The 13,542-nt window shown below is 65.3% G+C and carries 14 protein-coding genes and 1 other RNA gene; 8 read left to right on the forward strand and 7 right to left on the reverse strand.

Annotated features, from left to right (window positions below; translation table 11 throughout):
- Window positions 1-13 precede the first annotated feature (13 nt).
- The 6 genes from mdtD to NX05_RS09730 form a co-directional block, all read right to left on the reverse strand.
- Entirely contained in the window at window positions 14-1,435 is a 1,422-nt protein-coding gene (gene mdtD, locus NX05_RS09710) for a multidrug transporter subunit MdtD (RefSeq protein WP_017118899.1), read from the reverse strand.
- A gap of 495 nt (window positions 1,436-1,930) precedes the next feature.
- Entirely contained in the window at window positions 1,931-2,995 is a 1,065-nt protein-coding gene (gene hemE / locus NX05_RS09715; protein WP_010369111.1) for a uroporphyrinogen decarboxylase, read from the reverse strand.
- Window positions 2,996-3,009: 14 nt separating this feature from the next.
- Window positions 3,010-3,261 carry a WGR domain-containing protein gene (locus tag NX05_RS09720; protein ID WP_010369113.1) on the reverse strand — a complete coding sequence of 84 codons (252 nt, stop codon included), beginning with the start codon at window positions 3,259-3,261 and terminating at the stop codon, window positions 3,010-3,012.
- 65 nt (window positions 3,262-3,326) lie between these two features.
- A non-coding RNA gene (locus NX05_RS22280) (sX9 sRNA) lies at window positions 3,327-3,404 on the reverse strand.
- A 319-nt stretch (window positions 3,405-3,723) separates the two neighbouring features.
- Complete coding sequence (gene aroB, locus NX05_RS09725; protein ID WP_039433226.1) at window positions 3,724-4,836, reverse strand: 3-dehydroquinate synthase; 1,113 nt, start codon at window positions 4,834-4,836, stop codon at window positions 3,724-3,726.
- Window positions 4,833-5,375: a shikimate kinase gene (locus tag NX05_RS09730; protein WP_039433227.1), complete on the reverse strand. Its 543-nt coding sequence runs from the start codon at window positions 5,373-5,375 to the stop codon at window positions 4,833-4,835. Before NX05_RS09730 ends, aroB begins: the two co-directional genes overlap by 4 nt.
- Before the next feature lie 168 nt (window positions 5,376-5,543).
- Between NX05_RS09730 and pdxH the strand changes: the two genes are divergently transcribed.
- From pdxH to NX05_RS09770, 8 genes are all read left to right on the forward strand, one after another.
- Complete coding sequence (gene pdxH, locus NX05_RS09735; protein ID WP_010369118.1) at window positions 5,544-6,143, forward strand: pyridoxamine 5'-phosphate oxidase; 600 nt, start codon at window positions 5,544-5,546, stop codon at window positions 6,141-6,143.
- Between the two features lie 180 nt (window positions 6,144-6,323).
- The gene (locus NX05_RS09740) at window positions 6,324-6,740 is read left to right on the forward strand and encodes a YjfI family protein (RefSeq protein ID WP_010369119.1); all 417 of its coding nucleotides are present in this window, start codon (window positions 6,324-6,326) and stop codon (window positions 6,738-6,740) included.
- A 12-nt stretch (window positions 6,741-6,752) separates the two neighbouring features.
- Window positions 6,753-7,526, forward strand: coding sequence for a PspA/IM30 family protein (locus NX05_RS09745; RefSeq protein WP_007965636.1), 774 nt, complete (start codon window positions 6,753-6,755; stop codon window positions 7,524-7,526).
- A gap of 25 nt (window positions 7,527-7,551) precedes the next feature.
- The gene (locus tag NX05_RS09750; RefSeq protein WP_039433228.1) at window positions 7,552-8,634 is read left to right on the forward strand and encodes a potassium channel family protein; all 1,083 of its coding nucleotides are present in this window, start codon (window positions 7,552-7,554) and stop codon (window positions 8,632-8,634) included.
- On the forward strand, window positions 8,631-9,308 hold the full coding sequence (locus NX05_RS09755) for a YjfK family protein (protein WP_039433229.1): 678 nt from the start codon (window positions 8,631-8,633) through the stop codon (window positions 9,306-9,308). Before NX05_RS09750 ends, NX05_RS09755 begins: the two co-directional genes overlap by 4 nt.
- Before the next feature lie 37 nt (window positions 9,309-9,345).
- Window positions 9,346-9,750 (forward strand): DUF350 domain-containing protein, encoded by a 405-nt coding sequence (locus NX05_RS09760; RefSeq protein WP_010369128.1) that lies wholly within the window; start codon window positions 9,346-9,348, stop codon window positions 9,748-9,750.
- Between the two features lie 12 nt (window positions 9,751-9,762).
- On the forward strand, window positions 9,763-10,335 hold the full coding sequence (locus tag NX05_RS09765) for a DUF1190 domain-containing protein (protein WP_010369129.1): 573 nt from the start codon (window positions 9,763-9,765) through the stop codon (window positions 10,333-10,335).
- A gap of 1 nt (window position 10,336) precedes the next feature.
- A complete protein-coding gene (locus tag NX05_RS09770; RefSeq protein ID WP_039433230.1) occupies window positions 10,337-11,503 on the forward strand; it encodes a glutathionylspermidine synthase family protein in 1,167 nt (388 codons plus the stop codon).
- Window positions 11,504-12,074: 571 nt separating this feature from the next.
- Here the strand turns inward: NX05_RS09770 and NX05_RS09775 are convergent.
- Window positions 12,075-13,448, reverse strand: coding sequence for an MFS transporter (locus tag NX05_RS09775; RefSeq protein ID WP_039433232.1), 1,374 nt, complete (start codon window positions 13,446-13,448; stop codon window positions 12,075-12,077).
- Window positions 13,449-13,542: the final 94 nt, after the last annotated feature.

Genomic DNA, 13,542 nt, shown 5'->3' on the forward strand with positions numbered 1-13,542 from the left:
CGGTGCGCTGCCGCTACTCGGCAACCGCTTCCACTTCCTTGGGATGCGGCCGCGTCTCGGCCAGCTGCCAGAAGATCAATGTCGACGACAAGGTGATACCGCCAACGCACAAGAAAGTGGCATGCAGCGCTGCGGTGGCTCCATGCGTATCGCCCAGATGCGTGTTGAACGCGGCCAGCAAGCTACCCGCTGCTGCTGCGCCGAAACCGGTGGACAGCATCATCACCATCGACAGCAGGCTGTTGCCGGGGCTGGCTTGGTCGTGGCCCAGGTCGCGCAGGGTCACGGTGTTCATGACGGTAAATTGCAGCGAATTCACCGCGCCGAAGCAGGCCAGCTGCACCAGGCGCAGCCACAGTGGCTGGCCGATATCGATCAACGCAAAGCTGGCCATGGCCACGCCCACCAACACGGTGTTGAGCATCAGCACGCGCCGATAGCCGAAGCGACCCACCAGCTTGACCGCCGCGCGTTTGGCGGCCATGCCGGCCAGCGCCACCGGTACCATCATCAGCCCGGCATTCATCGGGCTCATGCCCAGGCCCACCTGCAACAACAACGGGATCAGAAACGGCATCGAGCCGCTGCCCACGCGCGCGAACAGGTTGCCCAGAATGCCGATGCGGTAGCTCGCCACCTTGAATAGCGCCAGCGGAAACAGCGCATTGGTGGTATTGCCCGCATGCAGCCAGTAGCCGGCCAGTGCGGCAAGTCCGCCGATCGCCAGCAACATCACAAATGCATGGCGCAGGCCGAGTTCCGAGATGCCATCCAGGGCCAGCGACAGCGCCACCATGCCGAACGCGAGCATCACGTAGCCGACCAGATCGAAGCCCCTGCGTGCATCGCCATAGTGATCCGGCATGATCTTGAGCGCGGCAATAAACCCGATCACCCCGATCGGCAGATTGATCAAGAACACCCAGTGCCACGAGGCGACTTCGACCAGCCAGCCGCCCAAGGTCGGGCCGATGAGTGGGCCGATCAGCGCGGGAATGGCGATAAAGCTCATCGCGCGCAGGAAGTCTGCGCGCGCCACCGTCTTGAGCACTGCCAGCCGCCCGACCGGCAGCAGCATCGCACCGCCAATGCCTTGCACCACACGTGCGGCCACCAACTGCGGCAGGTGCTGCGCTGCCGCGCACAGCAGCGAGCCCAAGGTGAACACGATGATCGCGGCAAGGAAGGTGCGCCGCGTGCCGAAGCGGTCTGCAATCCAGCCCGAGGCGGGGATGAACATCGCCACGGCCAGCGCATAACTGAAGACCACCGACTGCATCTGCAGCGGACTTTCATGCAGGCTGCGCGCCATCGACGGCAACGCCGTATTGACGATGGTCGCATCCAGCATCTGCATGAAGATGGCCAGCGACACCAGCCATAGCAACGGCTTGATGCTGTCGTAGGCGCGCAAGATGGGAACGGGCTGAGACATGGGGGCGTAGTGGAGGGAACGCTGCATTATCCCCTCCCTCGTGTGCACGGCGCGGAACGGTGTGCTCACCGGCGATGCATGCTGTGTGGTGGCCGATGTCGAGACCGCAAACCGCGGCTGCGTGCGTGCTCGGCGAGGTCGGCGTGCCGAAGAGATAGTTTCGACGAAGGTTTCGCATGCGCGCCTGCGTTAGCGGCATTGCGCGTCCATGCGCGGCGGGCCTGGACGACGAGCAGATCAGCGCCACGTGACAGCTGTCAGCGTCCAGCCGAACACAGCCGCGAACGCCATGGCTGCGTCATTCTGCAGCGCATCGTGTGCGTGCCGGGCCTGCGCTGCGATGACATACGCTCAGATCAGCAGCCAGCTCGTGATGACTGCAAGGCAAGCGCGCGCGTTTTTTCAGAGTGCGTCGATGCGGTGGCGCAGCGCGCGACGCGGCAGCGCCACGCGTAAGGGCCGGTGGCCGTGGAACTCCGGCCCTCGATGGCGTGATTAGCGCTTACTCAAACTCTGCACCGCTTCCACCAGCACGCCTACATGCTCCGGATTCATATCCGGCGACATGCCGTGGCCGAGGTTGAAGACGTGGCCTTCGCGCGAGCCGCCATTGCCTTGCGCATAGCTGTCCAGGGTCTTGCCGACCTCGGTGCGAATCGCTTCCGGCGAGCCGTACAGGGTGGCCGGGTCGAGGTTGCCTTGCAGGGCGACACGGCCGCCTGCGCGTTGCGCGGCGTCGGCCAGCGAGATGGTCCAGTCCACGCCCACCGCTTCGGCGCCGCTGGCGGCCAGATCGGCCACGTAGGCACCGTTGCCCTTGCCGAACAACACCAGCGGGGTGCGCTCTGCGCCTTCACCGCGTTCCAGCTCACGCGCGATGCGGGTGAGATAGGGCAGCGAGAATTCGCGGTACATCGCCGGCGAGAGCACGCCGCCCCAGGTGTCGAACACCTGCAGCGCTTGCGCACCGGCGGCGCGTTGTGCGGCCAGGTAGGCGATCACCGCGTCGGTGACAGTGTTGAGCAGGTGGTGCAGCAACTCCGGCGCGTTGAAGGCCATGGCCTTGATGCGTGCGTATTCCTTGCTGCCGCCGCCTTCGATCATGTAGCAGGCCAGCGTCCACGGGCTGCCGGAGAAACCGATCAACGGTACGGAACCGTCCAGTTCGCGGCGGATCACACGCACCGCATCCATCACGTAGCGCAGCTCGGTTTCCATGTCCGGCACGCCCAGACGGTGGATGGCAGCAGCATCGCGCACCGGGTGGCGGAACTTGGGGCCTTCGCCTTCGACGAAATACAACTCCAGGCCCATCGCATCGGGGATGGTGAGGATGTCGGAGAACAGGATCGCGGCATCCAGCGGGAAGCGCTGCAGCGGCTGCAAGGTCACTTCGCAGGCGATGTCCGGGTTTTTGGCCATGCCCAGGAAGCTGCCGGCGCGCGCGCGGGTGGCGCGGTATTCCGGCAGGTAGCGGCCGGCCTGGCGCATCAACCACACAGGGGTGCGGTCCACGGGCTGACGGTTGAGGGCGCGCAGCAGGCGATCGTTCTTGAGCATGGGAAGGTGTGTCCTCAGCGCGGCGCGTCGGCGCCGCCGGTGATGAGTTGGAAGCCGCGTTTGAGTTGGGTGTCGCGCGCCTTGTCGAAGGCGCGGTCCGCTTCATCCTGTTGCAGGTACTGGTCGCGTCGCAATTGCGTGCGTCCGCCGATCTCGCCGGTTTCGCGCAGCAATTCCCAGCCCCCGAACAGATCCGGTTGCAGGGTCAGCTGGACGTAGCGGAGCGGCGCGTTGCCGCCGGGATCGTGTTGTAGAAGGATGCGCATGCGGCCGATTGTAGCCGGGCGCTGCTGAAAGCAGAGAGCAGTGGCGCGTCCTGGTGTTTTAGAGCAGCTAACAAAAAACGTAGCGAGCAGTCGTCAGGTGGGTGCGGACGGCGCACAGGAACCGGAGTGTACGAGTGGTACATGCCGATTCCGAGCACAGGCCGCGCCCGCCTGGCGGCGAGCACAGGCCGCGCCCGCCTGGCGGCTGCGCAGTAGTTTTGTTAGCCGCTCTTAGTTGCGAAGGGAGCGTCGTTGGGCGTCCACGCTTGCCGGTGCGCTCCCGAGCGAGGTGCCGACCCCCTGCAGACGGTGGCAGGCAGTGCGTAGAGCGCACCTGGGCGCGATAGGGATTTGTCGGGAAGGCCCCATCGCGCCCAGGGGCGCTCCTACAGAGTGAGCGTGGTGATCGGCGGCAGCTGGGTGCGGGCGTCCAGCGTTCCGTGCCTTATTGGCCGGTTGGCCTTATTCCGCCAGGATCTTCAGCACCGCCGCCTCTTCCACATCCGGCACCACCTCGGCCTTGCCGATGCCGCGCCACAACACCAGGCGCAGGCGGCCGGCGATGTTTTTCTTGTCCAGGCGCATGCGCGCGAGCAGGGCTTGCGGGGTCAGGCCGGGCGGGATCTCGGTGGGCAGGTCGAAGTCGTGCAGCAGGGCGCGCAAGGCCTCGGTGTCTTGCGCATCGCTCATGCCTAGTGCGGCCGACAGGCGCGCCGCCAGCACCATGCCGACTGCGACGGCTTCGCCATGGTTGAGGTTGGTGTTGCCGGGCGCGCCGTAGCCTTGCTCGGTTTCGATGGCGTGACCGAAGGTGTGGCCCAGGTTGAGCAGGGCGCGCTCGCCTTTTTCCAGCGGGTCGCGCGCCACGATCTCGGCCTTGTGCTCGCAGCTGCGGGCGATGGCCTGCGCCAGCGCCGCTGCATCGCCATCGAGCAGCGCACGGCGCTCGGCGTGCAGCCACTGGAAGAACAGCGGGTCGCAGATGGCGCCGTACTTGATCACCTCGGCCAGGCCGGCGCGCAGTTCGCGCGCGGGCAGGGTGCGCAAGGTGTCGGTGTCGGCAATCACCGCACGCGGCGGATGGAAGGCGCCGACCAGGTTCTTGCCCTGCGGGATGTCCACCGCGGTCTTGCCACCGACCGAGGAATCCACCATTGCCAGCAGGCTGGTGGGCAGCTGCACGCAGTCCACGCCACGCATCCAGCACGCCGCCGCAAAGCCGGCCAGGTCGCCAACCACACCGCCGCCCAGCGCGAACACGCAGGCGTCGCGGGTGGCACCCAGTTCGGCCAACGCGGTGATCGCAGAGCCGAAGGTGTCCAGCGTCTTGGAGGCTTCGCCGGCAGCAATGACCAACTCGCCAATCTGCACGTCCGGGCGCGCGCTCAACAGCGCGGCACGCACGCCGGCGGCGTAATGCGGGGCCACCTGCGAGTCGCTGAGCAGCAACACGTGGCGACCACGCACATGGCGGGCCAGGCGCGCGCCGTCGGCCAGCAGGCCGGGCGCAATGGTGATGGTGTAAGGCTGAGCGCCGTCGACATCGACGCTGCGCGAGGAATGGGGAAGTGTCATGCGGGGGGACTCGACATGCGCCATTGCGCCGCCAAACGCAGCACCAGCTGCGCGGTGGCCTCGGCGGGGGAAAGATGATCGGTTTCCAGGCTGAGGTCGGCGACCTCCTGGTACAGCGGGGTGCGGTGCGCGGCCATCGCGTGCAGCACCTGTTCGCGGTCGGCGGGTTGCAGCAGCGGGCGATTGCGGTCGCGCGCCAACCGCGTCAGCTGCGCCGGCACGCTGACATGCAGATACACCACAAACCCACGTGCGCAGATGCGCTGGCGGTTGTTTGGATCCAGCACTGCGCCGCCACCGGTGGAAATCAGTTTGTTGTCCTGTTCCAGCAGCGCCTGCAAAGTGTCCGACTCATGCTGCCGAAACCTGGCTTCGCCATGCTGCTCGAAGATTTCCGGGATGCTGCTGCCCACCTGTTCGACGATGGACTGGTCCACATCGACGAACTCCAGCCCGAAGCGCTCGGCCAGGCGACGGCCGATGCAGCTTTTTCCGGCGCCCATCGGGCCGACCATCACGAGATTGGGTGCGGGGTTCATGCGCAGGGATCGTAGCATTCACGCCATCTGGCCGGGCCGATCGTGCGGATCAGTTCCGGGCTTCCGCCAGACGCATCGAGCCATGATCAGGTGATTCAATCGCGGTGCATAGGCGAAGCGCGGGCGATGCGCCCACAATAGGCGCCCATCTGGCTGCCACGCACCGTCATGACCGATCTGTACGCAGAAGCTCTCGCCACCTTTGCCGCGCTGTATGCCGAGGCGCAGAACAGCGCCGAACTCGAAGCCAGCGCGATGACCGTGGCCACTGCCAACATCGATGGCCGGCCGAGCGCGCGCACCGTGTTGCTCAAGGCCTTCGACGCGCGCGGGTTCGTGTTCTACACCCATCTGGACAGCGCAAAGGGCCGCGACTTGCAGACCCACCCGCAAGCGGCGCTGCTGTTCCTGTGGCGCAGCCTGCGCGAGGCCGGCATCCAGGTGCGTATCGAAGGCGGCGTGCAACTGGTGAGCGCGGACGAATCCGATGCGTACTTCGCCTCGCGCCCGCGCATGAGCCAGATCGGCGCGTGGGCCTCGCTGCAATCGCAGACGCTGGGCTCGCGCGAGGAGTTCGACGCGGCCATTGCCAAGGTCGAGGCGATCTTCGAAGGGCGCGAGGTGCCGCGACCGGATGGCTGGGGCGGGTTCCGGGTGGTGCCGCAGGCGTTCGAGTTCTGGTACGGCGCCAAGTTCCGCCTGCATGAGCGCTGGCGCTACGAGGCCGACGCGGCCAGCCACTGGAGCAAGCGGATGCTATATCCGTGAGCCCGCAGCTCGGTGTAGGGCTGCGAGCCAGCTGAACGGGCGGTTTGCCGCGCTAGCCGCGCGCCCGGCTAGCTGACTTTCGGCCCTTTCTGCCGGTCACAGGCAGTCTGTAGTATGTCCGGTCGTTGCAGGACTCTTGCTGCATCACCACCGCCGCATGACCAAAGGACAGGACATCGTATGACGCAGTACACCACTGTCGAATTGCACGGCTTGCTGGCCGAGCGCTACCGTGGCCAGCCAATCCATGTCGAACTGATCGACGGCCTGGAGCCGGCCATCAATCTCACCCTGGCCGACCATGGCGACATGCAGATCCAGGTTGCCGCTTCCGGCTCACAGGTTTTCGTGTCCACGCTGCTGGCCCATGCCGACCACGTCAACGACCGCGCCGCCTTCAACGACGCCTGCCTGCGCCTGAATCCGCTCAACCCCTTGTCCAACCTGGGCTTGGTCCAGGTCGACGGCGAGGACCGCTACGTGGTCTTCGGCGAACTGTCAGCATCGTCGACGCTCGACCAGATCGACGAAGAAATCCAGACCCTGGCGGCCAATACGTTGGAAGCCGCCGAATCTCTCAAGCCGTTCTTTTCCTAAAGGCGTGTTGTCATGAGTATTTTTTCCAAGCTGATCACGCTGCTGCGTGGTACCGCACACGAAACCGGCCAGAAGGCGGTCGACGCCAATGCGCTGCGCATCCTGGACCAGGAAATGCGCGATGCCGGCGCCCAGCTCACGCGCTCGCGCGAAGAGCTCACCAAGCTGATGGCGCAGAGCAAGCTGGCCCAGCAGAAAATCGACGCGCGCGCCGGCAAGATGGCCGAATACACGCGTTACATCGAAGGCGCGTTGGCCAAGAATGATGAAGCGCTGGCGCACGATGTGGCAGTCAAACTGGCTGCGCTGGAAAGCGAAGACGCCGGCGACAAGGCTTCCAAGACCGCGCTGGATCAGTCGGTGGTGACGCTCAAGGCCACCATCCAGAAGACCGAAAACCAGCTGCGCGGTATGCGGCAGCAAATCGACACGGTCAAGGCCACCGACGCGGTGCAGAAGGCGCAGGCCGCGATTGCCGCCCGCCACTCCGGTGCCAGCAGCAAGATGGGCTCGGCGCTGGAATCGCTGGAGCGTATCAAGGCAAGGCAGGCCGAGACCTCGGCGCGGATCGAATCGGCCGAAGAACTCGAAGCGTCCAGCGGCGATGGCGATCTCAATCGGCGTCTGGCGGCGGCCGGACTGATGGAAGGCGAATCCAACGCCGCTGCGGTGCTGGCGCGCTTCAAGAAGCCGGCTGCGCAGCTGGGTCACGAGAATGCCGGCGGCACCGCGCCGCTGATTGGCCAGGTGCGCGACGTGCAGCAGGTTCCGCGCAGCGACAGTTGATCCACCGCACGGCACAGGATGCGCCATGATCATCGTTGGACGGCTGTTGCGGGTCCTGCGGCGCCACGTGCGCCGCGTCAGCTGGGGCATGGTGACTCTGGCCCTGCTGGTGCACATGGGGCTGAGCTGGGTGTTGCTGCTGTGGGCCGGCGAGCAGAAGCTCGTCGGCCTGGACGCGTTTCCGTATTACTACATGACCACCGCCACCACCATCGTCTACGGCGATCTGTCGCCGGGCTCGGCGGCCGGGCGCTATATCGCCGCCTTCGTGTTGATGCCGGGCGCGGTGGCGTTGTTCGCCACGGTGCTGGCCAAGACCAGCGGCGTGCTCATCACGTTCTGGAGGCGCCACCACATGGGCAAGATGGCCTATGCCAATCTGCGCGGGCACACCATTCTGATCGGCTGGCAGGGCGCGGCTTCCACGCGCTTGCTGGAGTTGTTGCTCTCCGATACCGCCACCGATGACGAGGGTGTGGTGCTGATTGCCGAAGGCGTGGCGGAAAATCCGCTGCCCGACCACATGCGCTTCATCGCCGCCGAGTCGTACACGCATACCGAGGTGTACCTGCGTGCCGGCATTGCCGGCGCGGCGCGTGTGATCGTCAACCCGCCCTCGGACGACCAGACCCTGGCAGCGGTGTTCGCGTTGATGGCGCATGCGCCGGCCGCGCACATCGTGGCGCACTTCGATTCGGCCAGCGCTGCGCGATTGGTCAACTGCCATTACCCGGCCATCGAGTGCACGCGCCCGATGACCGCCGAGATCCTGGCCCGTGCGGCGCAGGATCCGGGCAGCGCGGCGATCACCGCCGAGCTGCTGTCGGTGGACGATGGCCCAACCCAGTTCAGTCTTGCGGTGCCCGCGAATGTCCAACCACTGGATTACAGCCGGCTTGCGGCCGATTTCAGCCAGCGCGGCGCATTGCTGCTGGGCCTGCGCGCACCCGACGGTGCATTGCGCTTGAACCCGCCAGCACGCACGGCGGTCGCCGCCGGTACCATGCTGTACTACCTGGCCGAGCAGCGCGTGCCGGCACACGCCATCGCGTGGCAGGCCATGCGCAGCGAGGCGTCCGCCATTTTCCCATCGCCACAAGGTGTATGACGATGAGTTTTTTCAGCAAATTGTTCGGTCAACCGCAACCGCCGCCGCTGCCCACTTCCGGGAGTGGCGCGATCGGTCACACGCTGCCGCTGGGGCTACGCGTCGGTGGCCAGGTGGAAATTGATACCACCCTGTACCGCATGGCGCCCGAGGCCATGACCGCCGAATTGCCGGGCGGGCACCAGGGCATTCCGTGCTACGGCCACGTCGATCTGGGCGATGGCTACGCGCTGCATCGGTTCTATCTGGACGACGATGCGTTTTTGCAGGTCACCACTGTGGGCGGCGATCTGGAAGCGATGAAGGCCTTCGTGTATTGCGAGACGGTGAACCCGCCCAGCAAACAGGCGTTTCAGGAGTTCGTGATGCAGCATCCGCATCTGGGTGCGGCGCGGATCGAGTATGCCGGTAAGCAGTGGCAGCGTGCCACACAGTCCACTGACGATGCCGCGCGGATTCCGCCGATCGCCTACGACGAAGTGTTGTACCGCTACCAGCCCCCGCGCCGCGACGGCGATCTAACCCACTACGCCATGCTCTATAGCCGCGATGTGCCCGAGCTGCAGCGCGAAGAATTTTTGCTGGTGACCGGCGAGGATTCCGGACCCAACGAATTCTGCGTCACCTATGCAGTCGGAATTGATGTCACCGTTGCCGATCTGGATATCACCTGAGCGCGCGCGCTTGTCTTCCACTCACCTTGGTCTTGTCATGAACCCGATCAATCTGCACAGTTTTCTCGCGTTTCTTTCCTATTTCGGTACCGGCCTGGGTGTGTTGATCGTTTCGGTGGTGCTGGTGACGCTGGTCACCCCGCATAAGGATTTCACCTTGCTGCGGCAGGGCAATGTGGCTGCGGCCACCGCATTGGCCGGCAACCTGATCGGTGTGGCGTTGCCGCTGCATTCGGCCATTACCCATTCGGTCAGCCTGATCGACGCCTTGATCTGGGGCCTGGTGGCCTGCGGCATCCAGGTGGTGGCGTACCTGCTGGCCAATCTGGTCGCCGGGCGCATCTCGCGGCAGATCACCGACAACATCACCGCTGCCGGCATCTTTTCGGCCGGCGTGTCGATCGCAGTCGGGCTGATCAATGCCGCTGCGATCACGCCGTAACGGAGCGCAGGCATGAAGCGATCACGCAATCTCAAACTCACCTTGATGGCCGCGCTGCCGGCCGCCTTCGTCACCGGCTGTGGCTCGGAGCCGGAGACCGGTGTGGTGCTGCAGTCGGCCTCGGACTGTTACCAGATCAAGAAGGAACAGACCGACATCCAGCAATGCCTCAAGGCCTACGACGAGGCGGTGGCCAAGCATCAGCAGGCCGCACCACGCTTCAACACGCGCTACGAGTGCGATGCGCAGTTCGGCAGCTGCACGGCGATCACCAATCCGCAAGGCCAGCAGAGCTGGATTCCGCCGATGGGCGGGTTCTTGCTGGGTTACGCGTTGGGCAATATGAGCGGCGGCGGCTACCGCTATGGCGGCTCGATCCCGCTGTATCGCGATTATCGCAGCGGCGGTTACTACAAGCCCAATGGCGATCTGGCCAGCGACCGCATTGGCACCGTGCGTGGGCGCAGCGGCGCCATCGACATGCCCACGCGTGCCATTACCGTGTCGCGCTCGGGCTTCGGTTCCAGTGCGGCGGCGCGCAGTTCATTCGGCAGCGGCGGGCGCAGCTCGGGCTTCGGCGGCTGACATGCAACGCATCCTGATCCCCGAACGCCCGGACTGGCGCACGCAGGCCGAATCGCTGGGTTTCCACTTCCACACCATCGACGGCGAACCGTACTGGGACGAAAGCGCGTACTACGCGTTTTCGCTGCGGCAGATCGAAGACGACATCGAAGCGCCCACGCAAGCGTTGCACGACATGGCGATGCAGCTGGTGGACGAGGTGGTGGGCTCGGAAGCGTTGATGACGCAGCTGGCCATCCCGCCGTTCTACTGGGACTGGATCGCCAACTCGTGGAAAGAGCGCGACCCGCATCTGTATGGCCGCATGGACCTTGCGTATTCGGGCAACGGCCCGGCCAAGTTGTACGAACTCAATTACGACACCCCGACCTCGCTGTACGAATCGGCGTATTTTCAGTGGTTATGGCTGGAGCAGCAGATCGCCAGCGGCGCGCTGCCCAAGGGCACCGATCAGTACAACCTGATCCAGGACCTGCTGTGCGAAACGCTGGGTGCGCTGGCGGTGGACGGTGCGATCGGCGCGCAGATGCATTTTGCGGCGGTGCGCGATTCGCTGGAAGATCGCGCCACCGTGCGGTATCTGCGCGACTGTGCGCATCAGGTCGGCATCAGTACTGAAGAAGTCGCCATCGAAGACATCGGCCTGAGTGCGGAAGGCTGGTTCACCGACGAGCAGGATCGGGTGATCCACACGCTGTTCAAGCTGTATCCGCTGGAATTCATGATGCAAGAACGCTTCGGGCCGGCATTGATCGCCGACCGGGTGCGCTTGATCGAGCCGGCATGGAAATCGGTGTTGAGCAACAAAGGCATCCTGCCGCTGCTGTGGGACCGCCATCAGGGCCACCCGAATCTGCTGCCGGCCCGCTTTGCGCAAGCCGGTGAAGCGCCGACCACAGGCTGGGTGCGCAAGCCCCTGCTGTCGCGCGAGGGCGCCAACATCGCGCTGGTCACTGCGCAAGGCGAGGCCGCACACACCGATGGCCCGTATGTGGATGGCCCCGCAATTCTGCAGGCGCATCATCCGCTGCCGGTGTTCGACGGACGCCATGCGCTGGTGGGCAGCTGGGTGGTCGCTGATCGTCCTGCCGGATTGGGCATGCGCGACGACGATGGCCCGATCACCCGCGACACCTCGCGCTTCGTGCCGCACGTCATCACCGATTGATGCGCAGTTTGTGCGTACATCGCCACCGAGCGGTGGCGACGTTGCGCGTGGGTCCAAGCTTCTCTGCGTCACACGTGGATACAGTTTTTGGGATGACGCCCAGCGTGTTGCCGGCAGGTACTACGCCCCTGCGATGGCACTGCTTGTCGCGCTTGACACAGGCGCCAGCGGCGCGCAAGGCCTCAGGCACATGCAAGGCGACGCATCTTTTCCACACCCCCTGTGGATGGAAGTTGCACAACGCTGTGGACAAGTGCGCGCAGGCCCCGGCCCGCAACGCTGTCAAGATCGGTGGTGAAAAAATGACCAATCACTAGCGGAGGATTTTTTTCGCTTGCGGTTGCAGCGATCTCGACAGGATCGGCAAAGTGGTCGGCACGTCGTCGCTGCGGAATCTCTGCGCGTTTGCGCGATGCCAGAATGACGTGGTGCGCATGCAGACCGCGTCAGGCGTGCCGACCGCGCACGCGGTGCATTTCAGTGGAGTGGCGTAAATCGGCCGATCACACTGGCATCAGGATGCGCTGTCAACGCGTCACTCATTCCATCCACACACGCACCCCACCACCCATCACACCCGTCGCGCCACAAAAAAGCTCGCGACCGCCAACAGCCACGCCAACCCGAACACGCTCAGGTAGGCCGCGCTCGTCGCCGATGTCAGCAGCGCAGCGAACAAGGCGCCGGCCAGTGCCAGCATGGCCGCCACCGCAATGGCTTCGCTCAACTGCAAGGCAGAGCTATCGGCGCCTTGCTGCGTCGGTGGCGACAGCGACAGCAGCACCACCGACAGGCTGGGATACAGCAGGCCCATGCCCAGGCCGGTCAGTGCCCAGCCGGCGATGGCCAACGGCACCGGAATCGCCGGCCACACCGCCCCTGCACTGATCGCGATGCCCAGCGTCATCAGCAGCGCGCCGGTCTTGAGCAGGCAAGGGCGCGACCAACCGGCACGGCTGTGGCCCTGGTACCACGAACCACTAAACCAGCCCAACGCGCCCACGCTCAGCGCCACGCCGGTCAGCAGCGGCGAGAGCCCGCGTTCGCGCGACAGCAGCAGCGGCAAAAAGGCCTCGAAACCAAAGAACGCAGCGGCAGCGATGCCAAGCAGCGCGATGACGCTGGGCAATCCGCGCGCAAGCCGCAACGTGCCGGCCGGCAGCAGATGCCAGGCGCAATACATCGCGATCGACAGCGCCGGCAGCATCGCGGCCGGTACCAGCGTGCCGTGCAGTTGCCCGCCCAGATATACGCCAAGCACGCCTAACGCCGCGCCGACGGCCCAGCCCAGCGATGCAATTGGTGCATCGGAAACCTCGCTTGTCCAGGTGCGTCCGCGCAGCGCCGGCCACAGCAGTAATCCCGCCGGAATCGCCAGCAGCGGCACCGACAGAAACACCCAGCGCCAGCCCACGTGTTGCACGATCAACCCGCTGATACCGGGGCCGATCAACGAGGGCACCACCCAGCCGGCTGAAAACGCGGCAAAGACGCGCGGGCGCAAGACCTCCGGATACAGCCGCCCGACGATGACGTACAAGGCCACCGAATACGCGCCGGCGCCCAGACCTTGCAGTAAGCGCCCGACGATGAGCAGCGGCATGCTCGGTGCCAAGCCGGCAACCAGCAGGCCGACCACGAAGCACAGCAGGCCGGCAGCCAATGCACCGCCAGGCCCGCGGCGGTCGCTCCAGCGCCCGGCTGCGGTCATGCCGACCACGCTGGTGGCCAGGGTGCCGCCGAATGCCAATGCATACACCGGCAGGCCGTTCAATTCGCTCGCCACCGTGGGCATCGCGGCGGCAACTGCCAGCGACTCGAAGGCGTTGAGCGACACCAGCGCCACCATGCCCAGCGTTGCCGCGCGGTAAGGCGCGGCCAGGATGGAGGTGGGCTGCGTTTCAATGGGCAGCGTTGCGGCAGTGGTCAGTCTCTCGGTGGGCATCGAACATCCTGGGACGAAAAGTGTGTAGAGCCATGGCACCGGTGCTTGCCCCGGTGATGGCCGCGCAGCATCCTGCCTCAACCTAAGTTGAGGT

Source organism: Xanthomonas vasicola (assembly GCF_000772705.2).
GTDB lineage: Bacteria > Pseudomonadota > Gammaproteobacteria > Xanthomonadales > Xanthomonadaceae > Xanthomonas > Xanthomonas vasicola.